Genomic DNA, 25,278 nt, shown 5'->3' with positions numbered 1-25,278 from the left:
CGCGCGGCGAGGGAGCGGGGGAGGGCGGCGCGTAGACTGGGGCGGCCATGATCCAGACTCTCGACCTCCGCGGCCGTCGTCCCTCCTCCGCCGAGCTCCTCGCCCTCGTGCCCCGCAATCCGGGCACGTCCGCCTCCGTCGGTCCCGTCGTCGCCGAGCTGATCGCCGACGTCCGCGAACGCGGCGCGGAGGCGCTCCTCGACCAGGCGGAGCGGCTGGACGGCGTACGCCCCCCGCACCTCCGCGTGCCCGCCGAGCAGATCGCCGAGGCGCTCGACCGCCTCGACCCGGCCATCCGCAGCGCACTCGAGGAGGCGATCGCGCGCGTCCGCCGCGCCAGCGCCGCACAGATCCCCCCGCCCCGCACCACCGAGCTCGACGACGGCGCCACGGTCACCCAGCGCTGGCAGCCCGTCGCCCGCGCCGGGCTGTACGTCCCCGGCGGCAAGGCGGTCTACCCGTCGAGCGTCGTCATGAACGCCGTGCCCGCGCAGGCCGCCGGAGTCGCCTCCATCGCCCTGGTCTCGCCGCCGCAGAAGGCGTTCGGCGGCTCCGTCCACCCCACGATCCTCGCGGCGGCCGCTCTGCTCGGCATCGACGAGGTCTACGCGGTCGGAGGCGCCGGAGCCGTCGCCGCACTGGCCTACGGCGTCGACTCGATCGGGCTGGATCCCGTCAGCATCATCACCGGGCCGGGCAACGTCTGGGTCACCACCGCGAAGCGCCAGGTGCTCGGCCAGGTCGGCATCGACTCCGAGGCGGGCCCGACCGAGATCCTCGTGATCGCCGACGGCTCCGCCGACCCGCGCCTGGTCGCCGCCGACCTGGTCAGCCAGGCCGAGCACGACGAGGCCGCCTCCGCGGTCCTGGTCACCGACAGCGCCGAGCTCGCCGCCGCCGTCGAGCGCGAGGTCGCCGTCCAGGCCGCCGCCACCCACCACGCGGAGCGCGTGGCCATCGCGCTCGACGGCCCGCAATCCGCGCTCGTGATCGTCGACGACCTCGAGCTCGCCTGCGCGTTCAGCGACGCCTACGGCCCCGAGCACCTCGAGCTGCACACGGCCGACCCCGTCGCGACGGCCGAGCGGATCCACGACGCCGGCGCGATCTTCCTCGGCCCGACCACCCCGGTGAGCCTGGGCGACTACCTCGCCGGCTCCAACCACGTGCTCCCGACGCTGGGGCAGGCGCGCTTCTCCTCCGGGCTCGGCGCCTACACCTTCCTCCGGCCGCAACAGCTGATCTCGTACGACCGCGGTGCGCTCGAGCGCGTCGCCACGCACATCCGCGCTCTCAGCGACGCCGAGGCGCTGCCCGCCCACGGCGACGCCGTCGACGCCCGCTTCGCCTGAGACCGAGAGGCCCTCGATGTTCTGCCCCTTCTGCCGGCACCCCGACTCCCGAGTGATCGACTCGCGCACGAGCGACGACGGCTTTTCGATCCGCCGCCGCCGGCAGTGCCCGTCGTGCGGCCGGCGCTTCTCGACGACCGAGACCGCGAGCCTCGTTGTGATCAAGCGCAGCGGAGTCGTGGAGCCGTTCAGCCGCGAGAAGATCGTCAGCGGCGTCCGGAAGGCCTGCCAGGGCCGGCCCGTCACCGACACCGATCTGGCCGTGCTCGCGCAGCGGGTGGAGGAGAGCATCCGCTCCACGGGCGCGTCGCAGATCGACGCGAACGACATCGGCCTCGCCATCCTGCCGCCGTTGCGCGAGCTCGACGAGGTCGCCTACCTCCGCTTCGCGAGCGTCTACCAGGCGTTCGACTCGCTGGACGACTTCGAGTCTGCGATCACCCTGCTCCGCGCCGAGCGCACCTCCGTGCCCCACAGCGCCGACGAGATCTGAGGCCCGGGTGTATCCGCTCCTGTTCCGCACCGTCCTGCGCCGCCTCGACCCGGAGCGGGCGCACCACCTGAGCTTCCCGGTGATCCGGGCCCTCGGAGCCCTCGCTCCGGTCCTGCGCCGGACCACCGTCCCGCGCGGAACGCCCGCGGTCGAGACGCTCGGCCTCCGCTTCGAGACCCCGTTCGGCGTCGCGGCCGGCTTCGACAAGGACGCCACCGCGGTCCTGGGCTTCGGCGCGCTCGGCTTCGGACACGTCGAGGTCGGGACCCTGACCGCGCGGGCGCAGCCGGGCAACGACCGGCCGCGCCTCTTCCGGCTGATCGCGGACCGCGCCGTCGTCAACCGGATGGGCTTCAACAACCACGGGGCCGAGGCCGCGGCGCTGCGGCTGATCCGGCTGCGCAGCGCGCGCCGCCGCCCCGTGATCGGCGTCAACATCGGCAAGAGCCGGGTGGTCGAGGTGGACGACGCGATCGAGGACTACCTGATCAGCACGCGCCTGCTCGCGCCGCTCGCCGACTACCTCGTCGTGAACGTCAGCTCGCCGAACACCCCCGGGCTCCGCGGCCTGCAGGAGATCGACCGCCTCGAGCCGCTCCTCGCGGCCGTCAAGGACGCCGCCGACACGACGCCCCTGCTGGTCAAGATCGCCCCCGACCTCTCCGACGACGAGGTCGGCCGGGTCGCCGAGCTCGCCGTCCGCCTGAGTCTGGACGGGATCATCGCGACCAACACGACGCTCTCCCGGGAGGGCCTCTCGACCGATCGTGCCGTGGTCGAGGCGGCCGGCGCCGGCGGCCTCTCCGGTGCCCCGCTGGCCGCGCGCTCGCTCGAGGTGCTCCGCGTGATCCGCGGCGTCGTCCCCGCGGCCTTCTGCGTGATCTCCGTCGGAGGAGTCGAGACGGCCGAGGACGTGCGCGAGCGCCTCGACGCGGGCGCCACCCTCGTCCAGGGCTACACCGCCTTCATCTACCGCGGGCCCCTGTGGGCTCGGGACATCAACCGGGGACTGGCCCGCGCCTCCTGACCCGCCGTGCACGACGAAGGGCCCCGGAGCCGCGCGAGGCGCGACCGCAGGGGCCCTTCGTGGTCCGCCGTCCGACTACTCGGGGAAGGCGCGGCGCTTGACCTGGGGCTTCGGCAGGCGCATGACGCGCAGCTGGAGGGCGCGCATCGCGGCGTACCAGCGGATGCCCTTCTCGACCTTGTCGGCGCCGTAGCGCTCGGCGAGCTTCCGGCGCATCCGCATGCCGAGGAGGATGCAGTCGATCACCGCGAGGAGGAAGAACACCCAGAGGATGACCAGCGTCGCGTACTGCAGCTCCGGCTGCGGGAAGAAGCTCAGCAGCAGGACGACGACCATCACCGGGATGAGGAACTCGCCGAGGCTGAAGCGCGCGTCGACCCAGTCGCGCACGAACTTGCGCTGGGGACCCTTGTCACGCAGCGGCAGGTAGCGCTGGTCGCCGGCGGCCAGGCCGATGCGGGCCTGCTCGCGCGACACGGCGGCCTTCTCGCGGGCGTCGCGGGCGGCCTGCTTGCGGTCGGTGACGACCAGCGGACGCTTGCGGGCCAGCTCCTGCTCGCGCCGGGTCGGCGTCGGCCGGCCCTTCCCGGAGCCGGGGGAGCCGGCGGCGTCGGGCGTGTCGGTTGCGATCGGGTGCTTGGCCACGGGGAACGTCCTTGGAATCGGGGGTCTCTTAAGATTACCTCCATGGCTCACGACGCTCCGACTCCGCCCGCACTCTCCTCCGACGAGGAGGCCGTCCTCGCCGCCGTCCGCGACGATCTGCCGCGCTCGCTCGCCCAGCTCGGGCAGCTCGTGCGGATCCCGTCCGTCTCGTGGGACGGCTTCGACGCCACCCGCGTGGCCGCCAGCGCCGAGGCCATCGCCGAGCTCGCGCGCGAGACGGGCGTCTTCGACGACGTCGCGATCCACAGCGCCACGATCGACGGCACCGACGTGCTCGGCCAGCCGGCCGTCCTGGCCACCCGCGCCGCCCGCAACGGAGCGCCGACCGTCCTCCTCTACGCCCACCACGACGTGCAGCCGCAGGGCGCGGAGTCGGCGTGGGAGACGCCTCCGTTCGAGCCGACCGTGCGCGGCGACCGCCTGTACGGGCGCGGTGCCGCCGACGACAAGGCGGGAGTCGTGTCCCACCTCGCCGCGGTGCGCGCACTCCGCGAGGTCGCGGGCGAGGACCACGACCTCGGGCTCGTCCTCTTCATCGAGGGGGAGGAGGAGTTCGGGTCGCGCTCGTTCCCCACCTTCCTCCGCGAGCACCACGACGCCCTCCGCGCGGATGCGATCATCGTCGCCGACAGCGACAACTGGGACGTCGACACCCCCGCGCTGACGGTGGGCCTGCGCGGCAACGTCACCTTCACCCTCACCGTCAGCACTCTCGCGCACGCCTCGCACTCGGGCATGCTCGGCGGAGCGGTCCCGGACGCGATGCTCGCGGCGGTCCGCCTGCTCGCGACGCTCTGGAACGAGGACGGCTCGGTCGCCGTCGCCGGCCTCACCGAGCACGACGGAGCGGTGCCCGAGACGACCGAGGAGGACCTCCGCCGCGACTCCGGGCTGCTCGACGGGGTCTCGCCGATCGGCACCGGTGCGATCCTCTCGCGCCTGTGGTCGAAGCCGGCCGTCACGGTCACCGGGATCGACGCGCCCAGCGTCGTCGACGCCTCCAACACTCTCGTCCCGTCCGTGCGCGTGAAGATCAGCGCCCGCATCGCCCCCGGCCAGGACGCGGAGGAGGCGTTCGCCGCCATCGAGAGCCACCTCCGGGCGAACTCCCCGTTCGGCGCCCACCTCGCGATCGAGGACGTCGACACCGGCAGCCCGTTCCTGGTCGACGCGACCGGCTGGGCCGTGGACCTGGTGAAGGGCGCGATGGCGGACGCCTGGGGACGCGAGCCTCTCGAGACCGGGATCGGCGGGAGCATCCCGTTCATCGCCGACCTCGTGCGCGAGTTCCCCGAGGCGCAGATCCTCGTCACCGGTGTCGAGGACCCCGACTCGCGCGCGCACAGCCCCAACGAGTCGCTGCACCTGGGCGTCTTCAAGCGCGCCGCGCAGACCGAGGCGCTGTTCCTGCTCCGCGCCGCCGCTCACCGCGACTGACCACCGGTCGTGGAATACCCGGGTGACCACCCGGGTTGCAGCCGTAGAATCCCGGAAGGCACGACGACCGTTCCGCCCGTCCCCTGAGGAGTGACATGTCAGACACACTGACCGACCAGACGGCGACCCCCCTCGCCACCCCGCCCAGCGCGGCCCACGGCGTCTCGATGACCCCGACCGCCGCCGCCAAGGTCAAGAGCCTGCTCGAGCAGGAGGGCCGCGACGACCTGCGCCTGCGCGTCGCGGTGCAGCCCGGCGGCTGCTCCGGCCTCATCTACCAGCTCTACTTCGACGAGCGCACCCTCGACGGCGACGCCGCGGTGGAGTTCGAGGGCGTCGGCCTCGTCGTCGACAAGATGAGCGTCCCCTACCTCGACGGCGCCTCGATCGACTTCGAGGACACCATCCAGAAGCAGGGCTTCACCATCGACAACCCCAACGCGGGCGGCAGTTGCGCCTGCGGCGACAGCTTCCACTGACGCCGCGCGGCCCCGGGCCGCAGCGCCTCCGAACGGCGTCCGACAGTCCACTCCGGTGGCCCGTCGGGCGCCGTTCGTCATGACTGCACCACTCGGCCGGGACGTCAAGAGCGGGTCGTCGTGCACCGGGCCGCCGGAGCGGAAGGGTAGGCTGGAGCCGGTCTAATACAGTTTCGTGTGAACTGGTCCCCAGTCTTCCGAAAGGTCACCGGTGCGCTTCAATCGCCGAATCCGCAGATGGGTCGCTGCCCCCGTCGCAGGAGCCCTCGCCCTCGTCCTCGCGGGCTGCACGCAAGAGCAGCTCCAGGGCTGGCTCCCCACCGAACCCGGCACGACGAACCACGTCGACCGCGTCATCGGACTCTGGGTCACCTCCTGGATCGTCCTGCTCGCCGTCGGCGTCGTCACGTGGGGTCTCACCATCTGGGCGGTGGTCGTCTACCGCCGTCGCAAGGGGCAGACCGGCCTGCCGGTCCAGCTGCGCTACAACATGCCGATCGAGATCTTCTACACGATCGTGCCGCTGATCCTCGTGATCGGCTTCTTCGCCTTCACCGCGCGCGACCAGGCCGCGATCGAGCAGCCCTACGACGACCCGGACGAGACCATCCAGGTGTACGGCAAGCAGTGGGCGTGGGACTTCAACTACGTCGACGAGGACGTCTACTCCGCCGGCATCCAGGGCCAGTACCAGGAGGGCGGAGACGCGGCCGGCTCGCTCGTCGAGTCCGAGATCCCCACGCTCTACCTACCCGTCGGACAGAAGATCAAGATCCAGCTCGACGCGCGCGACGTGATCCACTCCTTCTGGGTCGTCGACTTCCTCTACAAGAAGGACATGATCCCCGGCAAGACGAACTACATGTACGTCACGCCTCTCAAGGAGGGGACCTACGCCGGCAAGTGCGCCGAGCTCTGCGGCGAGTACCACTCCGCGATGCTCTTCAACGTCAAGGTCGTCTCGCAGGGCGAGTACGACGACTACATCCAGTCGCTGCGCGACGCGGGCCAGACCGGTCAGCTCGGCGCCGAGTACAACCGCAATTCGAACCTTCCCGGAACCGGCGCGCCGGCCCGCGAGAACGAGGAGTAAGGGAGCATGAGCACCGCCACGGCACCCCGCCCGACGCGCACCGCCGGCACTCCGCCGGTCCAGCGCAAGGCGAACGTCCTCGTCCGCTGGATGACGTCGACCGACCACAAGGTCATCGGGTACATGTACCTGATCACGTCGTTCATCTACTTCTGCATCGCCGGCGTGATGGCACTCGTCATCCGCGCCCAGCTGTTCGAGCCCGGCCTGAACGTGGTCGAGACGCGCGAGCAGTACAACCAGCTGTTCACGATGCACGGCACGATCATGCTGCTGATGTTCGCGACGCCGCTCTTCGCCGGGTTCGCCAACGTCCTGATGCCGCTGCAGATCGGCGCCCCCGACGTCGCGTTCCCCCGCCTCAACGCCTTCGCGTACTGGCTCTACAGCTTCGGCTCGCTCATCGCGGTCGCCGGATTCGTCACCCCGCAGGGTGCGGCGTCCTTCGGCTGGTTCGCGTACGCGCCACTGTCGAGCACGACGTTCTCACCAGGGCTCGGCGGCAATCTCTGGGTCTTCGGCCTCGCGCTCTCGGGCTTCGGCACGATCCTCGGCGCGGTGAACTTCATCACGACCATCATCACGATGCGCGCTCCCGGCATGACGATGTTCCGCATGCCGATCTTCACCTGGAACATCCTGGTGACGTCGATCCTCGTGCTGCTCGCGTTCCCGGTGCTCGCCGCCGCGATGTTCGCCCTCGGCGCCGACCGCGTGTTCGACGCCCACATCTACGACGCGGCCAACGGCGGCGTCCTGCTCTGGCAGCACCTGTTCTGGTTCTTCGGCCACCCCGAGGTGTACATCATCGCGCTGCCGTTCTTCGGCATCGTGTCCGAGGTCTTCCCGGTCTTCAGCCGCAAGCCGATCTTCGGCTACAAGACGCTGATCTACGCGACCATCGCGATCGCCGCCCTCTCCGTGACGGTGTGGGCGCACCACATGTACGTCACCGGATCGGTTCTGCTGCCGTTCTTCTCGCTGATGACCATGCTCATCGCGGTCCCGACCGGCGTGAAGATCTTCAACTGGGTCGGCACTATGTGGCGCGGATCGGTGACCTTCGAGACCCCGATGATCTGGGCGATCGGCTTTTTGATCACCTTCACCTTCGGTGGACTCACCGGCGTCATCCTCGCGTCGCCCCCGCTCGACTTCCACGTCTCGGACTCGTACTTCGTGGTGGCGCACTTCCACTACGTCGTGTTCGGAACCGTCGTCTTCGCGATGTTCTCGGGCTTCTACTTCTGGTGGCCCAAGTGGACCGGCAAGATGCTGAACGAGACGCTGGGCAAGTGGCACTTCTGGCTGCTGTTCATCGGCTTCCACACCACCTTCCTCATCCAGCACTGGCTGGGCGTCGTCGGCATGCCGCGCCGCTACGCCAGCTACCTCCCCGAGGACGGCTTCACCTGGATGAACCAGGTGTCGACGGTCGGAGCGATGATCCTCGCGGTGTCGCTGATCCCGTTCTTCCTGAACGTGTACATCACGGCCCGCAAGGCGCCCAAGGTGACGGTGAACGACCCGTGGGGCTTCTCCCGGTCGCTCGAGTGGGCCACCTCGTGCCCGCCGCCCCGCCACAACTTCACCTCGATCCCGCGCATCCGGAGCGAGGCCCCGGCGTTCGACCTCAACCACCCCGAGGCCGGCATCCCCGTCGGAATCGGTCCGGCGAAGGACGCTCCGGACGCCCCCACGTACGACAAGTCCGAAGGCACGGTGAAGTAGGGCCATGCGCGCCAACGTCAATCTCTTCTGGCTCCTCGCGGGCTTCTTCCTCCTCGCCGACATCACGTACATCGTGTGGTCGCTGCTCGACACTGGCCAGGTGGAGTGGGTCGGCACCGTCGGCATCGGCCTCTCGGCCGTGCTGGGCGCGTTCATCGCGTTCTACGTCGGCCGCGTCCACAAGGCGCAGGGTGCTGAGCTCCCCGAGGACCGCCTCGATGCGGACATCGACGACGGAGACCCCGAGCTGGGCTTCTTCAGCCCGTGGAGCTGGTGGCCGCTGATCCTGGGCGGTTCCGCGGCACTCGGATTCCTCGGCCTTGCCGTGGGGTTCTGGATCACTTACATCGCCGTCGGGCTCTTCCTGGTCGCCATCGCCGGCTGGGTGTACGAGTACTACCGCGGGTACTTCGCCCGCTAGGGCGCAGCGCACGGCCGAGGGCCGGGTGCACGAGGGCTTCGGCTCCGTGCACCCGGCCCTTTCGCTTATCCAGGAGGAAGCGACGCGCGGTCGGGGCCCGGTCGGCTCGGCCGTTCGGCTTCGTGCAGGGGCGGCACTCGCCGATCGTGGCGGATCGAGCCTCCCGGTGAGAGCCGGGACCGCTCGGTGAGGGATGACGAGGTGAGCTGGATCTCTCGCGGTGTCATGCTGGCGGGACACCGAGGCGTCCTGCGCGGCGGAACTCGTCTGGGCACATCCCGACGGCCCGCGACGTGGAAGCTCGCAGGGGAGTGCAGCGGGCGGCGCCGAGCAGGAGCGTCGGCCCGCGTCATCACGCCTACGGGTCTGCGCTGCGACGGCTCCTGCTCCGGTCACGGGTGAGCGGGCTACGCCTGTGGCGGCTCTCCTGTGCGCGTGTGGGTGTGCCGGCGGTGGTGGCCGCTACGGTCGCCGATACTGCTGCGCCTGCGGCCGTACTGGGCCTGCCGCGCCTGTTCTGGCGCCTGCGCTGCCCTACGGACTCCTGCACACCGTTCCGAACCCAGCGGAGCCCGCACCCCGGCGGAACCGCGCGCGCCCCTGCGGCTCTCGGAGCTCCTCGGTACGGCTAGCGGGTCGTGCCGGTCGGCGCGAGGACAGGGAGCCTGAGACGCCGCTGCAGCGACGGTCGTCGATGTCCGGAGGTCGCCTCCTCGGTCTCACCGGCGAGCGTCGCCGTCGCCGATCACAGAGGGTTCGACCGTGAGTGGGGGAGGGCAGTCCTGATAGGCCTGCTGGGAATGGGTACCCTCGAACCGATCCGGAGCGTCTCGACGTGTACGGGGACCGGGGACCTCACCGGACGACCTCACCGGACGACCACACTGCGAGCACGCAGAGGGGCTGGCTCACTCCATGATCGGATGGCGGCGGACGTCTCCAGCTCGGCGGTGAGACGGCGTCTCGTGATTCAAGGAGCGGAGGTCTCGAGGTCCGGAGTATCGCCCCACGTTCCTGCCGGCTTGTCGCCGTCGAGGCGCTGTGATCCGGTCTCACCGGCTCTCGATGCACCGACGACCCCCGCCCCGGAGAACAGGCGCCGCCCCGCTGCGGGAACGACGAAGGGCCCGGACGAATGAACGTCCGGGCCCTTCGGGGGAGGATCAGTGCTCGCTGCGCGAGCTCTCGAGCTCCTTCTGGGTGACGGGGGTGATCCGGTCCTCGAAGAACCAGCGGGAGAGGCCGGCGCGGACGCGCTGCGGGGCGGTGATGCGGCCACGCGAGTCCGGACGGATCATCAGGGGCTCGTACTCGTCCTGACCGACGAGCTTCCAGCGCTCGTACTCGTCGAGCTGCTGGTGCACCTCGATGAACTCGCCGCCGGGGAGGCGGACGATGCGGCCCGACTCGAAGCCGTGCAGCGCGATCTCGCGGTCCTTCTTCTGTAGCGCCAGGCAGATGCGCTTGGTGATGAAGTACGCGATGAACGGACCCGCGATGAGCAGGAACTGCAGGCTGTGGATCACGCCCTCCATCGTGAGGTGGAAGTGCGTCGCGATGAGGTCGGACGAGGCGGCGGCCCAGAGGACGGCGTAGAAGCTGACTCCGGCGGCGCCGATCGCGGTGCGGGTCGCGGCGTTGCGCGGGCGGTCGAGCAGGTGGTGCTCGCGCTTGTCACCGGTGATCCACGCCTCGAGGAACGGGTAGAGCATGACCACGGCGATGAACAGTCCGAGACCGACGAGCGGGATCAGGATGTTGAACGACAGGGTTCCGATGCCCGGGATGGCCCACTCGAGTCCCGGCGGGACGAGGCGCAGGGCGCCGTCGGCGAAGCCGATGTACCAGTCGGGCTGGGTTCCCGCGGAGACGGGCGAGGGGTCGTACGGGCCGTAGTTCCAGATCGGGTTGATCGTGAACAGCGAGGCGATGAGGACGACGACGCCGAAGACGATGAAGAAGAATCCACCGGCCTTCGCGGCGTAGACCGGCAGCACCGGGTAGCCGACGACGTTCTGCTCGGTCTTGCCCGCACCGGGGAACTGGGTGTGCTTGTGGACGACCACGAACACGAGGTGCAGGGCGATGAACGCGAGCACCAGCGCCGGCAGCAGCAGGATGTGCAGCGTATAGAGGCGGCCGACGATGTCGGTGCCCGGGAACTCGCCGCCGAAGAGCAGGAACGAGATCCAGGTGCCGACGATCGGGATGCCCTTGACCATGCCGTCGATGATGCGGAGGCCGTTGCCCGAGAGCAGGTCGTCGGGGAGCGAGTAGCCGGTGAAGCCCTCGGCCATCGCGAGGATGAAGAGGACGAAGCCGATGACCCAGTTGAGCTCGCGGGGCTTGCGGAACGCACCGGTGAAGAAGATGCGCAGCATGTGCAGGCCGATCGAGGCCACGAACAGCAGTGCCGCCCAGTGGTGGATCTGCCGCATCAGCAGGCCGCCGCGGATGTCGAAGGAGATGTCGAGCGAGGACGACATCGCCGCCGACATCTCGATGCCCTTGAGGGGCAGGTAGCTGCCCTCGTAGTGCGTCTCGACCATCGAGGCCTGGAAGAAGAAGGTGAGGAAGGTGCCCGACAGCAGGATGATGACGAAGCTGTAGAGCGCGACCTCGCCGAGGAGGAAGGACCAGTGGTCGGGGAAGATCTTGCGACCGAACTCCTTGACGACCGCGGAGATGCTCGTGCGCTCGTCGATGTAGTTCGACGCCGCTCCGACGTACCCCTTCTGGAACTTGCCGGATCCGAGGATGACGCCGTCCTCGGGCTCCGCGGGGGAGCTGGAGGGGCGTGAGGGGGTGGTGGTGGACATGTGAGTCATCGCTCCCAGAAGGACGGTCCGACGGGCTCCGTGAAGTCGCTTCTGGCGACCAGGTAACCCTCGGCGTCGACGGTGATGGGGAGCTGCGGAAGCGGACGCTTCGCCGGGCCGAAGATGACGGCGGCCTCGCGCGTGATGTCGAATTGCGACTGGTGGCACGGGCACAGCAGGTGGTGGGTCTGCTGCTCGTACAGCGCCACAGGGCAGCCGACGTGCGTGCAGATCTTGGAGTAGGCGACGATTCCGTCGTAGTTCCAGGTCTCGCGACCCTCACTGACGATGAGGTCCTCCGGCTTCAGGCGCATCAGGAGGACGGCGGCCTTGGCCTTCTCCTCCAGCTTGCCCTCGGCGTCGTTGAGGCCCTCGGGGATGACGTGGAAGGCGGATCCGAGGGTGACGTCCGATGCGAGGATCGGCGCTCCCGACGGGTCCAGGGTGAGCCTCGTGCCCTCTTCCCACAGGGTGGTCTTGAGGAGGGCGACGGGGTTCTGGTCCTGCGGGCCGAGGCCCCGGAACAGGATCACGGCGGGCAGGGGGAACACGACGAGGGAGGCGATCAGGCTGTTCCGGACGAGGGAGCGGCGGCCGAAGCCGGACTCCTTGTCGGACTGGTCGAAGATCTCGAGCGCACGGGCGCGGGTGGGCTCCGCGCTGCGGACGGGGTGGCGGATGTCGATGCCCTCGTGGTCCGACATCAGCTGCTTGCCCCAGTGGACGGCGGCGATGCCGATGCCCAGGAGCGCGAGGGACATGCCCAGGCCGATGAACAGTGTGTTCAGCCGGACCGACGCGACGTCCTCGGTGATCGGGAACGCCATGTAGGCGGCGACCGCGAAGATCGAGCCCGCGAAGGAGAGGTAGAAGAGCGTGTACACCGTGCGCTCGGCACGCTTCTCGACCTTGGGGTCGACGTCGGTCATCCGGGGGCGGTGCGGCGGGAGGCCCGGGTCCTGGACGCGGTCCCGCGTCACGACCGCGGTGCCGGCCGGAGCCGTTCCGTGCCCGGTGGCCGACGAGGTGGCGAGGTCCGTGCCACCCTCATCGTGCTCTGCCATGGTTCTCCTTTTCACGCCGTGTCGGCACCAGTCGGTGCCGTGGGTCAGTCGCGCCCGTCAGGGCGCTGCAGTCGTCTAGTTGGATCGGGCGGTGATCCACACCGTCAGGGCCACGATCGCGCCGAGGCCGAAGATCCAGAGGAACAGGCCCTCTGCGACCGGCCCGAGGGAGCCGAGCGCGAATCCGCCCGGGGACGGGTTGGCCTCGATGTACTTGAGGTACGAGATGATGTCGCGCTTGTCCTCGGGCGAGATGTTCAGGTCGTTGAAGACCGGCATGTTCTGCGGGCCGGTGACCATCGCCTCGTAGATGTGCGCCTCGGTCACGCCGCCCAGCGGGGGAGCGAACTTGCCCTCGGTGAGCGCGCCGCCGGCCCCGGCGACGTTGTGGCACATGGCGCAGTTGATGCGGAACAGCTCGGCGCCGTTCGCCGCGTCGCCCTGTCCATCGAGGACCTCGCCCTCGGGGATCGCGGGGCCGGGGGCCAGCGACGCGACGTAGGCGGCGAGCTCGCCGACCTGCTCGTCGGTGAACTGCACCGGCTTCTCGAGCGCCTGGGGGCCGTGCATCTGCATCGGCATGCGGCCGGTGCCGACCTGGAAGTCGACCGACGCCGCGCCCACTCCGATGAGGGAGGGAGCGTTGTCGGTGCCCGCGGCGTCTAGGCCGTGGCAGGTGGCGCAGTTCGCGGCGAAGAGCTTCGAGCCCTCGTCGATCGTCTGCTGGCTGGTGGACGACGTCTCCGCCGAGGCGGACGTCGCGACGCCGACCGCGGCGTAGGTCCCGCCGGTGAGCCCGAGGCCGATGGCGATCAGGGCCAGGGTGGCGAGCGGGTGGCGGCGACCCTTCTTGGCTCGGCTCTTCGTCTTCGGGGAGGCCATCGAGGCGTCCTTCCTGCGGGGGTCGGGAGTGGAGTGGGGCATCGGCGGGCGCGTCACTTGAGGAAGTAGATGACGGCGAACAGGCCGACCCAGACGACGTCGACGAAGTGCCAGTAGTACGAGACGACGATGGCGCTCGTCGCCTCCTTGTGGCCGAAGTTCTTGACCGCGAAGCCGCGGCCGATGACGAGGAGGAACGCGATCAGGCCGCCGGTGACGTGCAGGGCGTGGAAGCCGGTCGTCAGGTAGAAGGCGGAGCCGTAGGCGTTGCTGGAGAGCGTGACGCCCTCGGAGACGAGGGTCGCGTACTCGAGCACCTGGCCGGAGACGAAGACCGCGCCCAGGGCGTAGGTGAGGAAGAACCACTCGACCATGCCCCACTTGAACGGGCTGAGGCCCGTCGCGCGCGGCTGCAGGCGCTCGGCGGCGAACACGCCGAACTGGCAGCTGAACGACGAGGCCACGAGGATCACCGTGTTCACGCCCGCGTAGGGGACGTTGAGGATCTGGGTCTCGGCGCCCCAGAGCTCGGGGGAGGTGCTCCGCAGGGTGAAGTAGATCGCGAACAGGCCCGCGAAGAACATGACCTCGCTGCCCAGCCAGACGATCGTTCCGACCGCGACCGGGTTGGGTCGGTTCACTACGGGCGCGGTGGCCGTGGGGGAGAGAGAGGTGCTCGTCACACAGACCATTATGGCCGATGGCAGGGGAGGGAAGTCGCACTAGCCGGGAGGCGATCCTCGTCGCATAATCTGGGAGCCATGTCGGAAACCCTGTCCTGGCCGCACGTTCTCAGCGCACTCCTCGAGTCCTCCGATCTGAGCGTCTCCGAGGCGACGTGGGCCATGGAGCAGGTGATGGAGGGCGCGGCGACTCCGGCGCAGCTCGCCGGACTGCTGGTGGCCCTCCGGGCGAAGGGCGAGACCGTCGACGAGATCGTCGGCTTCCGCGACGCGATCCTCGACCACGCGGTGCCGCTGGACGTGGACCCGATGGCCCTGGACATCGTCGGGACGGGCGGGGACCGCTTCGGGACCGTCAACATCTCCTCCACCGCGTCGATCATCGCGGCCGCCGCCGGCACGCCCGTCGTGAAGCACGGGAACAAGGCCGCGTCCTCCTCCTCCGGCTCCTCCGACGTGCTCGCGGCACTCGGGGTCGACCTCTCCCTCTCCCCCGAGCGGGTGGCCGAGGTGTTCCGGCGGACGGGGATCGCCTTCGTCTTCGCGTCCCTCTTCCACCCCGGCTTCCGGCACGCCGGTCCGGTGCGCGCCGAGCTGGGCGTGCCGACGGTGTTCAACTTCCTCGGCCCGCTCTGCAATCCGGCGCGTCCCGAGGCCTCTGCGGTCGGGGTGGCGCACCTCGACCGGGTGCCGCTGGTCGTCGGCGTGTTCCGGACGCGCGGGGCGACGGCTCTGGTGTTCCGCGGGGACGACGGCCTCGACGAGCTCACCACCACGGGTCACAGCCACATCTGGGAGGTGTCGCGCGGCTCCGTGGTCGAGCACGACCTCGACCCGCGCGACCTGGGCCTGCCCCGCGCGCGGATCGACGAGCTGCGCGGCCGCGACGCCGCCTACAACGCGAGCGTGGTGCGCTCGGTGCTCGCGGGAGACGGCGGCCCCGTCCGCGACATCGTCCTTCTGAACGCGGCCGCGGGCCTCGCGGCGTTCGACCTGGCGCGCGACCCGGACCTGGTGCGCACGCCCGTCCTGGAGCGCCTGCGGACGTCGATGGACCGCGCGGCGGAGGCCGTCGACTCCGGGGCCGCCACGGCCAAGCTCGAGGAGTGGGTCCGCGAGACGCAGCGCGCCGTCGTCCCGCTGCCGTAGGCGCGAGCGCAGGGCGTAACGTGGGGCTGCTGTCCGCGACGGTGCGGGCGGCGATCCACCACGCGCCGGATCGCCCGCAGGTCACGGGTCGCCCGAGTGGTGGCCCGATCCTGGAGGAGACCTCGATGAAGAAGCTCATCAACGACCCGAAGAACGTCGTCACGGAGTCGGTGGCCGGCTTCGGCCTGGCGCACGCCGACCTGGTCCGGGTGGTGTCGGATCCCCTGTTCGTGGTGCGGGCCGACGCGCCCCGCTCGGGCAAGGTGGGCATCGTCAGCGGAGGCGGCAGCGGGCACGAGCCGCTGCACGCGGGCTTCGTCGGATTCGGGATGCTGGACGCCGCCGTCCCCGGTCCCGTCTTCACCTCGCCCACGCCCGACCCGATCGTCGCGGCCACGCAGGCCGTCGACGGCGGCGCGGGTGTGCTGCACATCGTGAAGAACTACACGGGCGACGTCCTGAACTTCGAGACCGCGGCCGACCTCGCCGGCGCCGAGGGGATCGAGGTGCGCAGCGTGATCGTCGACGACGACGTCGCGGTGAAGGACTCGCTCTACACCGCGGGCCGCCGCGGCGTGGCCGGCACCGTGCTGGTCGAGCGGATCGCGGGCGCCGCGGCCGAGCGGGGCGACTCCCTCGACGAGGTCGCGACGATCGCCGAGACGGTGATCGCGAACGTGCGCTCGATGGGCGTCGCCCTCACGCCGTGCATCGTCCCGCACGCGGGCGAGCCGAGCTTCGAGCTGGGCGAGGACGAGATCGAGATCGGCATCGGCATCCACGGCGAGCCCGGCCGGGAGAAGATCGCGCTGGAGCCGGCCGACCGCATCGTCGACCGGATCCTCGGCCCGATCCTGGAGGACCTGCCGTTCTCCTCCGGGGACGAGGTGCTGCTCCTGGTGAACGGCATGGGCGGCACGCCGCAGATCGAGCTGTACCTCGCCTACCGGCGCGCAGCCGAGGCCCTGGCCGAGAAGGGGATCACCGTCGCACGCAGCCTCGTCGGCAACTACACGACGTCGCTCGAGATGCAGGGCTTCTCGCTCACCGTCCTCAAGCTCGACGACGCCCTGACCGCGTTGTGGGACTCCCCGGTGCAGACCGCGGCGCTGCGGTGGGGACGCTGAGCGCCCGCGCGCACACCATGACCGGAACGACAGCCGCAGGAGCGGCCCACGAGGAGGAGACGACCATGCAGGACGCACAGGGAGCCGGGCTCGACGCGGCGTGGGCGACGGCGTGGATCCGCCGCGCCGCCGAGTCGATCGCGGAGCACCGGGTCGAGCTGATCACGCTCGACCGGGCGATCGGCGACGGGGACCACGGCGAGAACATGGACCGCGGCTTCCAGGCCGTGGTCGCGAAGCTGGACGGGGCGCCGGAGCAGGGGCTCCCGGCGGACGTGCTCAAGCTGGTCGCGACGACGCTCATCTCCACCGTCGGCGGCGCCTCGGGCCCGCTGTTCGGCACGGCGTTCCTGAAGGCCTCCGCCGCGGTCGCGGGCGAGGACGCGCTCGAGGGCGCTGACGTCGCAGCTCTCCTGGCCGCGGCGAGGGACGGCATCGTGCTCCGCGGCAAGGCCGAGGTGGGCGACAAGACGATGGTGGACGCGTGGACGCCGGCGGTCGACGCGGCCGCGGCCGCCGTCGAGGAGGGAGCGGCTCCGGCCGACGTCCTCGCCGCGGCGGCCGAGGCGGCGCAGAGGGGAGCGGAGTCGACGGACCCGCTGGTCGCCCGCAAGGGACGCGCCAGCTACCTCGGCGAGCGCGCCATCGGGCACCGAGATCCCGGCAGCGTGTCGACCGTTCTCCTGCTCCGCGCAGCAGCCGAGGCGGCGGCGTGAGCGTCGGGCTGGTCCTGGTCTCGCACAGCGCGCAGCTGGCGGAGGGGCTGGTCGAGCTCGCGGAGCAGATGGCTGCCTCGGTCGCGCTGGTCGCCGCGGGCGGGACGGACGATGGCGGCATCGGCACCAGCTTCGACCGCATCACGGCGGCCCTGGCGGAAGCGGACTCCGGCGAGGGGGTCGTCGTCCTCTGCGACCTCGGTTCGGCGATCATGACGGCGGAGACCGCGGTCGAGTTCCTCGACGACGACGCGCGCGCCCGGGTCCGGATCGCCGACGCCCCGCTGGTGGAGGGGGCGGTCGCGGCCGCCGTCGCCGCGGGCACGGGGGCGTCGCTGGACGAGGTGCTCGCCGCCGCGGAGTCGGCCCGGGGCGAGGCGCTCGCTGCTCCCGCCGAGGAGACCGCGCCCGGTGACGAGCGCGTGCAGCGCCGCGTCCGCCTCATCAACCCGAACGGCCTGCACGCCCGTCCCGCGGCCGACTTCGTCACGCTCGCCGCCACCTTCGACGCCCGGATCGACGCGAACGGCAAGGACGCCACGAGCCTGCTCGGCGTGATGTCGCTGGGGCTCGACCGCGGGGACGAGGTCGTCCTCTCGGCGTCGGGGCCGCAGGCCCACGAGGCGGTCGGCCGGCTCGGCGATCTGGTCGAGTCGGGCTTCGGCGAGGTGTAGCGCGCCGTCGACCGGTCCAGGGACCGCGGAGGCGCCTCCTCCTACGCTGAGCGCATGGCCCTCCGCGGAACCCGACCCCCGTCCGTCCTGCTCCGCCGACTCGTCACCGTCCCGCGCGTCGTGCGCCGGGCGGACGCTCGTGCGGCCCGGCGGCTGAACGCCCGTCGCCCGTCGCCCGTCGTCGACGGGGCGCTCGTGGGGCTCTCCCGGGCCGCGGACCACGGAGTCCTCTGGGCCGGCGTCGGCGTCCTGCTGCTCCTGGCGGGCCGTCCCCGCGAGGCTCTGCGGGGGACCGCCTCGCTCGCCGCGGCCAGCGCGCTCGCGAACCTGGTCGGCAAGCGCGTGTTCGGCGGCGACCGGCCGCTCCTCGTCGACGTCCCGGTCGGCCGGCGCCTGGCGACGGTGCCGACGTCGGCGTCCTTCCCCTCGGGGCACGCGGCGAGCGCCGCCGCCTTCGCCGCCGGGGTCGCGCTCGAGTCGCCCCGAGTGGGGGCGGCGGTCGCCCCGCTCGCCGCCGCCGTGGCCTTCTCCCGCCTGCACGTCGGCGTCCACTGGCTCTCGGACGTCCTCGGCGGCGCGGCGCTCGGCGCGGCGGTCGCGGTCGTCGGCCGAGCCGTCCTGCCGGCCGAGCCGCGCCACGTGCCCGTCTCGGAGCGCGCGACCCGGCCCCCCGTCGACCGCAGCCCGCTGGGGGACGGCGCCGCCCTCCTCGTGGTCCTCAACCCCGGCGCGGGCCGGGACTCGCACCGCCCCGATCCCGAGCCGCTGGTCCGAGCCCGGTTCCCGAAGGCGCGCGTGCACCGGCTGACCGAGGGGGAGGACCTCGCCGACGTGGTGCGCGAGGCGCGCTCGGGGGACTCTCCGCCCCGGGTGCTCGGGATCTACGGCGGGGACGGGACCATGTCGGTCGGTGCCGCTCTCGCCCGCGCCGAGGGGATGACGCTGCTCGTGCTGCCGGGCGGGACCATGAACCACTTCGCGAAGGCGCTGGGGCTGCTCACCGTCCAGGACGCGCTCGACGCGGCGACGATCGGCGAGCGCCGCGACGTCGACGTGGCCGAGGTCGTCGCGGACGGGGGAGACCCGGTCACGGTGCTCAACACGGTCTCGATCGGCGTCTACCCGGAGTTCGTCGCGGCCCGCGAGAAGCGCGAGAAGCGGATCGGGAAGCCGCTCGCCGCCGTGATCGCGGCCCTCTCGGTCGTGCGGCGCACCGATCCGTTCGAGCTCCGGCGCGACGGGCGCACGCAGCTCGTCTGGTCGTACTTCGTCGGGGTGAACCAGGAGCACCCGCGCACGGCCGCCCCGCTCGCCCGGCGTCGGCTCGACGACGGCCACCTCGACGTGCGCATCCTGCACTCAGGACGGACTCCTCGCACCCGGGGAGCGTTCTCGCTCCTGCTCGGCCGTACGGCGACCCCGGTGGTCGGCCGTGTGCCCGGCTGGCGGGCACCGGTGGTGGAGTCGTTCTCGACGCCGGAGATCACCGTCGGCGCGCGCCGACCCGCGGGGGACGACCCCGAGTGGGCGCACGACGGCGAGACCGAGCGCTTCGACGGCTCCCGCGACGGATTCGACGAGGCCGTGGTGCGGATCGTGCCGCTGGGCCTGCGGGTCTACGCGACCGCGGACTAGGGGGCGGTGCCGGCCCGGTCCCCGCCGTCCGGATCCGCCAGCAGTTCGGCCAGCGCGTCGAGGGCGGCGACCTGCCCGGCCACCACCAGCGAGCGGGCCTCGTCGAGCGGGTGCCACCGGGCGTCCTCCAGCTCGGGGAAGCTGCGCAGCACGCCGGAGCCCCGCGGCCACTCCAGCTCGAAGGTGTTGCTCGCGACGAAGGCGGTGTCCGCGTGTCCGCGCCCGGCGAAGACCGTGACGGTCTTGGCCGCGCTCTGCCGGAACGCGCCGAGGAGGGTCAGCTCCCCGACGGGCGGAGGAGCGCCGGTCTCCTCCTCGAACTCGCGGCGCGCGGCGTCCAGCGGCGTCTCGTCGCCCGTGTGCACGCCCTTCGGGATCGTCCACGCGCGGGGGCGCCGGGTCCAGAAGGGGCCGCCCATCCGCCCGAGGAACACCTCGGTGCCGGAGGGGCCCTCGCGGTGCAGCAGGATCCCCGCGCTCGTCACCGCGGTCATCGCGTCTCTCCGGTCATCCCGCCATCCTGCCCCGCGCCCGTGGAAGGATCGGCAGGACCCGCCCGCGACCGCACGGAGTGAACCATGCACGACCACGAGATCCTCCGACAGCTGCGCGACGCGCTCGGAGACGCGGTCCTGACCGAGGGCCCCGGGTTCGAGGCCGTGCACACCGACAAGTCGGGCTTCTCCGCACCGGGTCGCGCGCTCGCGCTCGTCGCTGCCCGCTCGGTCGAGGACGTGCAGGCGGCGCTGCGCATAGCGACGGAGCACCGGCTCCCGGTCGTGCCGCGCGGAGCGGGAACGGGCCTCGCTGCCGGGGGAGTGGCGAGCGAGGGAGCGCTCGTCCTCTCGACCGCCGCGATGGACCGCATCCTCGAGGTGTCGCTCAAGGACGAGCTGGCGGTCGTCGAGCCCGGGGTCATCAATCAGGCGCTGTCGGACGCCGTCGCTCCGCACGGCCTCGTCTTCTCGCCCGACCCCGCGAGCCGCGCGATCTCGAGCATCGGCGGAAACATCGCGACGAACGCCGGGGGGCTGCTGTGCGCCAAGTACGGCGTGACCCGGGAAGCGGTGCTCGGGTTGACGGTCGTCCTCCCCGACGGACGACTGCTCCGCACCGGCCGCCGCAGCGTGAAGGGAGTCACCGGGTACGACCTCACCGCGCTCCTGACCGGCTCCGAGGGGACGCTGGGCGTCATCGTGGAGGCCACCGTGAAGCTCCGCCCGATCCCGACCGGGCGCGTGGTCACGGTCGGCGCGTACTTCCCGAGCGTCGTCGCCGCGGCCGCCGCCTCCGCCGCGATCACCGCCGCGCGGCTCCGTCCCGCGGTGATGGAGCTGATGGACGAGGCGGCGCTCGCCGCGATCTCGCGCTACACCGGAGCGAGCCTGGACCGCGGTGCCGCCTACCTCCTCGTCCAGACGGACGGCGGAGGAGCGGCGGAGGAGTCGCAGCGCGTCCTCGAGATCGTGACCGCCTCCGGGGGCGCCGCCGAGGCGACCGAGGACCCGGCCGAGGGCGAGGCTCTGCTGGCCGTCCGCCGGGCCTTCCACCCGGCGCTCGAGGCGGAGGGCCGGGTGCTGATCGAGGACGTCTGCGTGCCCCGCTCGGCGCTGCCGGCGATGTTCGCGGCGATCCGCGGCATCGAGGAGCGGACGGGGCTCAGCATCCCCACCGTCGCCCACGCGGGGGACGGGAACCTCCATCCGAACTTCGTGCTGCCCGCGGGGGACGGACCCGTGGGGGAGGACGTCTGGGGCGCCGCGGCGGAGCTCTTCCGCACGGCCCTGGCCCTCGGCGGCACGCTCACGGGCGAGCACGGCGTGGGACTGCTCAAGCGGCGCTGGCTGGCGGAGGAGCTGGGCGAGGACTCGCTGGCGCTCCAGCGCGGGATCAAGGCCGTGTTCGACCCGCTGGGGATCATGAACCCGGGGAAGGTCTTCTGAGGAGGGCGCCCCGGGCTACAGCAGCTCGGCCGTGATCATCGAGGCGGTGAGCACGATCGTCGCCGCGGACATCAGCCAGTAGAGGACCGTCTCGCGCCAGGACCCGGCGGAGCCCAGCACGGGCAGCGCGGCGTAGCCGCCGGTGGTCCAGACGTGGCGCAGCGGTGTCCGGCGCAGGCGCCGCGGCAGGCGCACGCGCAGCGGCCACAGCCAGTTGATCCCGCCGGTCGTGAGGGCGTCGCCGGCCACGTGCACGAGGTAGCCCAGCGTCGCGGCGACCCGGAGCCACGCCCAGGTGCCGTCGGCGAGCGCGACGAGCAGGACCGTGACGACCGTCGCCCCGGCCCAGGCGATGCGCCAGGAGGGGGCGGCCCGGACGGCCTTCGCGGCGAACGCGAGGGCGGGCAGCGTGAGCACGGCGGCCACGGCGACGGGGCCGACGACCGGCACCGGGAAGCGCAGCGCCGTGAGCACCGGCACCAGGTACCAGACGACGGCGACCGCGAGCAGCGAGTGCATCCCGTGCCGGTGCCCTCCGCTGATCCGGCCCGCGGTCGCCGTGAGCAGGGAGGCGCCCGGCGCCGAGCGGGAGACGGTCGCGCTCGCGTGGTCCGCGTCGGGCACCAGGGCCCAGCCGGCGGCGACTCCGAGGCCGACCAGTCGGAGGTCGAGCGGGAGACCCGCGAGGCCGAGGGGCCCGGCGACGGCGGGCACGGAGGCGGCGACGGCCCAGGCGAGCGCACCGGAGACGGCGTGCGAGCGGCCCATCATCGCGGGTCGGCTCCTTCGACTGGGCGCTGCGAGGCCGGAGGACGGCCGCGGCGGCACGAGAGAACCCCCGGCCGAGTGCGTGAGCACGGACCGGGGGTGAGGGTGGGCGATACCGGACTCGAACCGATGACCTCTTCCGTGTGAAGGAAGCGCGCTACCAACTGCGCCAATCGCCCAGGGGGACGTGCTGGACGACCCGAGAGACGATCGTAGCGGATCCGCGGGGCCCGGATGCACCGCCGACGCCCGCCACGCCCGGGTGAACGGACGGCGACGAGCCGGTTTCGCGCGGAAAGACGCGGATCGGACTCCGAGCGGCGGGATCGGCGTCCGCTCGATTTGGATTCCGGCGCCGCTGTCGTATACATTCTTCTAGGTCGAGCCGGGCAGCGAAAGCGCCGGACAGACAGCAAGACAGCACGACACGCAAAACGGCAACACCAGTACGACCTACATGCGGATGTGGCGCAGCGGTAGCGCATCACCTTGCCAAGGTGAGGGTCGCGAGTTCGAATCTCGTCATCCGCTCGAACACCGGTCCTCGGACCGGCGTGATCGGGACGGCACCCTCGGGTGCCTCCCACCTGGTCGGCCCTCGGGCCGCCGACACCGAATCCCGTACACGGTGGATTGGCCGAGAGGCGAGGCAGCGGCCTGCAAAGCCGTATACACGGGTTCGAATCCCGTATCCACCTCGATCGTTCACCGAACGAGGCGCTCCGCACGGAGCAACGGGCGATTGGCGCAGCGGTAGCGCGCTTCCCTGACACGGAAGAGGTCACTGGTTCGATCCCAGTATCGCCCACCACGAGAACCCCCGGCCCCTGGCCGGGGGTTCTGTCGTTCCCGGCTCCGGCGCTACCCTCGCAGGATGCCCGCCCCGATCCCCGTCGACGACCAGGGCACCCTCCTGCGGCTCGTCTCGCGGGACGACGGACCTGCCCTCGCCGCCGCGTACCGGCGCAACCGCCGGCACCTCGCGCCCTGGGAGCCGACGCGCTCGACCCGCTTCTTCGAGGCGGGGGGCCAGACCGACGCCGTCGCCGACGCACTCGCCGCGCACCGGGCCGGCAGCGTCCTCCCGCTCGTCCTCGACGCGGGCGGCGTGATCGTCGGTCGGCTGACTCTCGCGAACATCGTCCGCGGCGCCTTCGACAGCGGCGATCTCGGCTACTGGCTCGACAGCGGTCTGCAGGGCCGCGGCGTGATGACCCGCGCGGTCGGAGCCGTCCTGCGCACCGCGCGTGAGGATCTGGGGCTGCACCGCGTGCAGGCCGGGACGCTCCTCCACAACGTCGGATCGCAGACCGTGCTGCAGCGCAACGGCTTCGAGCGGATCGGCGTCGCGCGGCGCTACCTGCGGATCGCCGGGGAGTGGCAGGACCACGTCCTCTTCCAGGCGCTGCTCGAGGGCGGCCCGCTCCAGCCTCCGCCGACTCCGCTCGTCTAGGGTGAGCGGCGCCGGCCTTCTCCCGGCGCTCCGAGCGGGAGGGACGCGCCCATGACCACGCGGCACATCGGCGGACGAGAGTTCGACTTCGAGCGGCAGGTGGCCGTGATGGCGGTCGTGAACCGCACGCCCGACTCCTTCTACGACAAGGGCTCCACCTTCGCCCTGGACAGCGCCATCGCGGCCGCCGTGCGCGCCGCGGAGCTCGGCGCCGACTGGGTCGACATCGGCGGAGTGCCGTTCGGCCGCGGCCCCGCCGTCACGCTCCAGGAGGAGCTCGACCGGGTCGTCCCCGTCGTGGCGGGCATCGCGGAGCGGAGCGACGTGGTCGTCTCGGTGGACACGACGAGCGCCGAGGTCGCGCGCGCGAGCATCGCCGCGGGCGCCTCCGTCATCAACGACACGAGCGGGCTGCACGACCCCCGGATGCTCGAGGTCGTCGCCTCCTCCTCCGCTCAGCTCGTCATCACCCACAGCGTGGGCGCTCCCCGCAGCGAGCCGGAGAGACCCGAGTACGACGACGTCGTGGCGACGGTGGTCGACCACCTGCGGAGCCGCGTCGATCGCGCGCTCTCGGGTGGAGTGCCTGCCGGGAGGATCATCGTCGATCCGGGTCACGACCTGAACAAGAACACCCTGCACACGCTCGAGCTCACCCGCCGGCTGGGCGAGGTGGCCGCGCTCGGCTTCCCGGTGCTCGCCGCGGTCTCCAACAAGGACTTCATCGGCGAGGCGCTGGACCGGCCGCAGGGGGAGCGCCTCGAGGGCTCCCTCGCCGCCGCGGTGATCTGCATCCTGAACGGTGCGCGGATCGTACGCATGCACGACGTGCGCCAGGCGGTGGACGCCGTGCGGATGACGGAGGCGGTGCTGGGCTGGCGGGCGCCCGCCTTCCTCCGCCACAACGTGGAGCCGGCGGCGTGAGCGCCCGCATCGACGGTCTGTCGCCGGCCGGGCAGGACCTGTCCGACCAGGCTCTGCTGGCCCTCTACGCGGACGGGGCCGGCGAGCAGTGGCTCCGGGTCAACTTCGTCGCGAGCGTCGACGGAGCGGTCACCCGCGACGGCGTCTCGGGCGATCTCGGGGGCGCGGCGGACCTGCGCGTGTTCGACCTGCTCCGCCGGCTCGCCGACGTCGTGCTCGTCGCGGCCGGCACGGTGCGGACCGAGGGCTACGGCCCGATGGTGCTGAGCGACGAGTCCGTGCGGGCGCGGCTCGGCACCGGGCTCGCCCCGCAGCCCGTCTTCGCGATCGTCTCGGGGTCGCTCGACCTCGATCCCGCCTCGCGGATCTTCACCGAGGCGCCGGTGCGCCCGACCGTCGTGACCACCGGCTCCTCGCCGGCCCGCCGGCGCGCGGAGCTCGCCGAGGTCGCCGACGTGCTCGTCTGCGGCGACGCAGAGCTCGACGCGACGCGGATGCGGGCGCAGCTCGCGGAGCGGGGGCTCGGCAGGATCCACTGCGAGGGCGGTCCGTCGCTGCTCGGGACCCTCCTCGCCGCGGACGCCGTCGACGAGCTCTGCCTGACCGTCGCTCCGACGCTCGAGGCGGGGGACTCCGGGAGGCTCGCCCGCGGCGACGTCCCCGGACCGCGCCCGCAGCGCCTGGCGCACGTGCTCAGCGCCGGCGACACGCTGCTCCTGCGCTACCTCCGCCGGCGCTGACC

24 protein-coding genes and 4 tRNA genes are annotated in these 25,278 nt (G+C 71.8%); 20 read left to right on the top strand and 8 right to left on the bottom strand.

What is annotated here, in order from left to right:
• The first annotated feature begins 47 nt into the window (after positions 1-47).
• From hisD to C5C49_RS12615, 3 genes are read left to right on the top strand one after another with little or no spacing between them, the layout of a single operon-like run.
• Positions 48-1,352 (top strand): histidinol dehydrogenase, encoded by a 1,305-nt coding sequence (gene hisD / locus C5C49_RS12625; RefSeq protein ID WP_104346285.1) that lies wholly within the window; start codon positions 48-50, stop codon positions 1,350-1,352.
• 16 nt (positions 1,353-1,368) lie between these two features.
• Positions 1,369-1,845 carry a transcriptional regulator NrdR gene (nrdR, locus tag C5C49_RS12620; protein WP_104346284.1) on the top strand — a complete coding sequence of 159 codons (477 nt, stop codon included), beginning with the start codon at positions 1,369-1,371 and terminating at the stop codon, positions 1,843-1,845.
• A gap of 7 nt (positions 1,846-1,852) precedes the next feature.
• Positions 1,853-2,872, top strand: coding sequence for a quinone-dependent dihydroorotate dehydrogenase (locus C5C49_RS12615; RefSeq protein WP_104233339.1), 1,020 nt, complete (start codon positions 1,853-1,855; stop codon positions 2,870-2,872).
• 75 nt (positions 2,873-2,947) lie between these two features.
• Here C5C49_RS12615 and C5C49_RS12610 read toward each other — a convergent pair whose 3' ends face one another.
• Positions 2,948-3,517, bottom strand: a complete 570-nt coding sequence (locus C5C49_RS12610; RefSeq protein WP_181135773.1) for a DUF3043 domain-containing protein — start codon at positions 3,515-3,517, stop codon at positions 2,948-2,950.
• 42 nt (positions 3,518-3,559) lie between these two features.
• On the opposite strand from C5C49_RS12610, the gene C5C49_RS12605 reads away from it, so the two are divergent.
• The 5 genes from C5C49_RS12605 to C5C49_RS12585 all read left to right on the top strand — a co-directional run bounded on the left by C5C49_RS12605 (position 3,560) and on the right by C5C49_RS12585 (position 8,699).
• Positions 3,560-4,975 carry a dipeptidase gene (locus tag C5C49_RS12605; protein WP_104225360.1) on the top strand — a complete coding sequence of 472 codons (1,416 nt, stop codon included), beginning with the start codon at positions 3,560-3,562 and terminating at the stop codon, positions 4,973-4,975.
• 95 nt (positions 4,976-5,070) lie between these two features.
• A complete protein-coding gene (gene erpA / locus C5C49_RS12600; RefSeq protein ID WP_104224654.1) occupies positions 5,071-5,454 on the top strand; it encodes an iron-sulfur cluster insertion protein ErpA in 384 nt (127 codons plus the stop codon).
• A gap of 211 nt (positions 5,455-5,665) precedes the next feature.
• Positions 5,666-6,547: a cytochrome c oxidase subunit II gene (coxB, locus tag C5C49_RS12595; RefSeq protein WP_104224653.1), complete on the top strand. Its 882-nt coding sequence runs from the start codon at positions 5,666-5,668 to the stop codon at positions 6,545-6,547.
• Positions 6,548-6,553: 6 nt separating this feature from the next.
• A complete protein-coding gene (gene ctaD, locus C5C49_RS12590; RefSeq protein ID WP_104224652.1) occupies positions 6,554-8,278 on the top strand; it encodes a cytochrome c oxidase subunit I in 1,725 nt (574 codons plus the stop codon).
• Positions 8,279-8,282: 4 nt separating this feature from the next.
• Positions 8,283-8,699, top strand: a complete 417-nt coding sequence (locus tag C5C49_RS12585; protein ID WP_104224651.1) for a cytochrome c oxidase subunit 4 — start codon at positions 8,283-8,285, stop codon at positions 8,697-8,699.
• Between the two features lie 1,163 nt (positions 8,700-9,862).
• Here C5C49_RS12585 and C5C49_RS12580 read toward each other — a convergent pair.
• From C5C49_RS12580 to C5C49_RS12565, 4 genes are all read right to left on the bottom strand, one after another.
• Entirely contained in the window at positions 9,863-11,518 is a 1,656-nt protein-coding gene (locus C5C49_RS12580; protein ID WP_104337154.1) for a ubiquinol-cytochrome c reductase cytochrome b subunit, read from the bottom strand.
• 5 nt (positions 11,519-11,523) lie between these two features.
• The gene (locus tag C5C49_RS12575; protein ID WP_104346283.1) at positions 11,524-12,582 is read right to left on the bottom strand and encodes a ubiquinol-cytochrome c reductase iron-sulfur subunit; all 1,059 of its coding nucleotides are present in this window, start codon (positions 12,580-12,582) and stop codon (positions 11,524-11,526) included.
• Between the two features lie 75 nt (positions 12,583-12,657).
• Positions 12,658-13,464 (bottom strand): c-type cytochrome, encoded by an 807-nt coding sequence (locus tag C5C49_RS12570; protein ID WP_104224648.1) that lies wholly within the window; start codon positions 13,462-13,464, stop codon positions 12,658-12,660.
• Between the two features lie 53 nt (positions 13,465-13,517).
• Positions 13,518-14,156, bottom strand: coding sequence for a heme-copper oxidase subunit III (locus tag C5C49_RS12565; RefSeq protein WP_104224647.1), 639 nt, complete (start codon positions 14,154-14,156; stop codon positions 13,518-13,520).
• 69 nt (positions 14,157-14,225) lie between these two features.
• Between C5C49_RS12565 and trpD the strand changes: the two genes are divergently transcribed.
• From trpD to C5C49_RS12540, 5 genes are all read left to right on the top strand, one after another.
• Complete coding sequence (gene trpD / locus C5C49_RS12560; RefSeq protein WP_104225357.1) at positions 14,226-15,296, top strand: anthranilate phosphoribosyltransferase; 1,071 nt, start codon at positions 14,226-14,228, stop codon at positions 15,294-15,296.
• A 125-nt stretch (positions 15,297-15,421) separates the two neighbouring features.
• A complete protein-coding gene (gene dhaK, locus C5C49_RS12555) occupies positions 15,422-16,423 on the top strand; it encodes a dihydroxyacetone kinase subunit DhaK (protein WP_104346282.1) in 1,002 nt (333 codons plus the stop codon).
• Positions 16,424-16,488: 65 nt separating this feature from the next.
• Positions 16,489-17,139, top strand: a complete 651-nt coding sequence (gene dhaL, locus C5C49_RS12550) for a dihydroxyacetone kinase subunit DhaL (protein ID WP_104346281.1) — start codon at positions 16,489-16,491, stop codon at positions 17,137-17,139.
• Complete coding sequence (gene dhaM / locus C5C49_RS12545; RefSeq protein ID WP_104346280.1) at positions 17,136-17,813, top strand: dihydroxyacetone kinase phosphoryl donor subunit DhaM; 678 nt, start codon at positions 17,136-17,138, stop codon at positions 17,811-17,813. Before dhaL ends, dhaM begins: the two co-directional genes overlap by 4 nt.
• Before the next feature lie 54 nt (positions 17,814-17,867).
• Positions 17,868-19,448 carry a bifunctional phosphatase PAP2/diacylglycerol kinase family protein gene (locus C5C49_RS12540; protein ID WP_104239316.1) on the top strand — a complete coding sequence of 527 codons (1,581 nt, stop codon included), beginning with the start codon at positions 17,868-17,870 and terminating at the stop codon, positions 19,446-19,448.
• Here the strand turns inward: C5C49_RS12540 and C5C49_RS12535 are convergent.
• Positions 19,445-19,942, bottom strand: coding sequence for an NUDIX domain-containing protein (locus C5C49_RS12535; protein WP_104346279.1), 498 nt, complete (start codon positions 19,940-19,942; stop codon positions 19,445-19,447). The two genes, C5C49_RS12540 and C5C49_RS12535, sit on opposite strands and share 4 nt — an antisense overlap.
• Positions 19,943-20,026: 84 nt before the next feature.
• Between C5C49_RS12535 and C5C49_RS12530 the strand changes: the two genes are divergently transcribed.
• Positions 20,027-21,391 (top strand): FAD-binding oxidoreductase, encoded by a 1,365-nt coding sequence (locus C5C49_RS12530; RefSeq protein WP_104346278.1) that lies wholly within the window; start codon positions 20,027-20,029, stop codon positions 21,389-21,391.
• 15 nt (positions 21,392-21,406) lie between these two features.
• Here the strand turns inward: C5C49_RS12530 and C5C49_RS12525 are convergent, their stop codons facing one another.
• Both C5C49_RS12525 and C5C49_RS12520 read right to left on the bottom strand, forming a co-directional pair.
• The gene (locus C5C49_RS12525; protein ID WP_104269509.1) at positions 21,407-22,162 is read right to left on the bottom strand and encodes a metal-dependent hydrolase; all 756 of its coding nucleotides are present in this window, start codon (positions 22,160-22,162) and stop codon (positions 21,407-21,409) included.
• A gap of 103 nt (positions 22,163-22,265) precedes the next feature.
• Positions 22,266-22,338: transfer RNA gene (locus tag C5C49_RS12520), tRNA-Val, on the bottom strand.
• Between the two features lie 280 nt (positions 22,339-22,618).
• Between C5C49_RS12520 and C5C49_RS12515 the strand changes: the two genes are divergently transcribed.
• The 6 genes from C5C49_RS12515 (at position 22,619) to C5C49_RS12490 (ending at position 25,276) form a co-directional block, all read left to right on the top strand.
• Positions 22,619-22,690: transfer RNA gene (locus C5C49_RS12515), tRNA-Gly, on the top strand.
• A 96-nt stretch (positions 22,691-22,786) separates the two neighbouring features.
• Positions 22,787-22,857, top strand: a tRNA-Cys gene (locus tag C5C49_RS12510).
• A 38-nt stretch (positions 22,858-22,895) separates the two neighbouring features.
• A tRNA-Val gene (locus tag C5C49_RS12505) sits at positions 22,896-22,970 on the top strand.
• 63 nt (positions 22,971-23,033) lie between these two features.
• Complete coding sequence (locus tag C5C49_RS12500) at positions 23,034-23,612, top strand: GNAT family N-acetyltransferase (protein WP_104225349.1); 579 nt, start codon at positions 23,034-23,036, stop codon at positions 23,610-23,612.
• Between the two features lie 51 nt (positions 23,613-23,663).
• Entirely contained in the window at positions 23,664-24,536 is an 873-nt protein-coding gene (folP, locus tag C5C49_RS12495; RefSeq protein WP_104224638.1) for a dihydropteroate synthase, read from the top strand.
• Complete coding sequence (locus C5C49_RS12490; RefSeq protein ID WP_104346277.1) at positions 24,533-25,276, top strand: pyrimidine reductase family protein; 744 nt, start codon at positions 24,533-24,535, stop codon at positions 25,274-25,276. The genes folP and C5C49_RS12490 overlap by 4 nt, the downstream gene beginning before the upstream one ends.
• Positions 25,277-25,278: the final 2 nt, after the last annotated feature.

This window comes from Rathayibacter sp. AY1E2 (assembly GCF_002932325.1).
Taxonomy (GTDB): Bacteria; Actinomycetota; Actinomycetes; order Actinomycetales; family Microbacteriaceae; genus Rathayibacter.
This window is presented reverse-complemented; position numbering and strand designations above follow the sequence as displayed.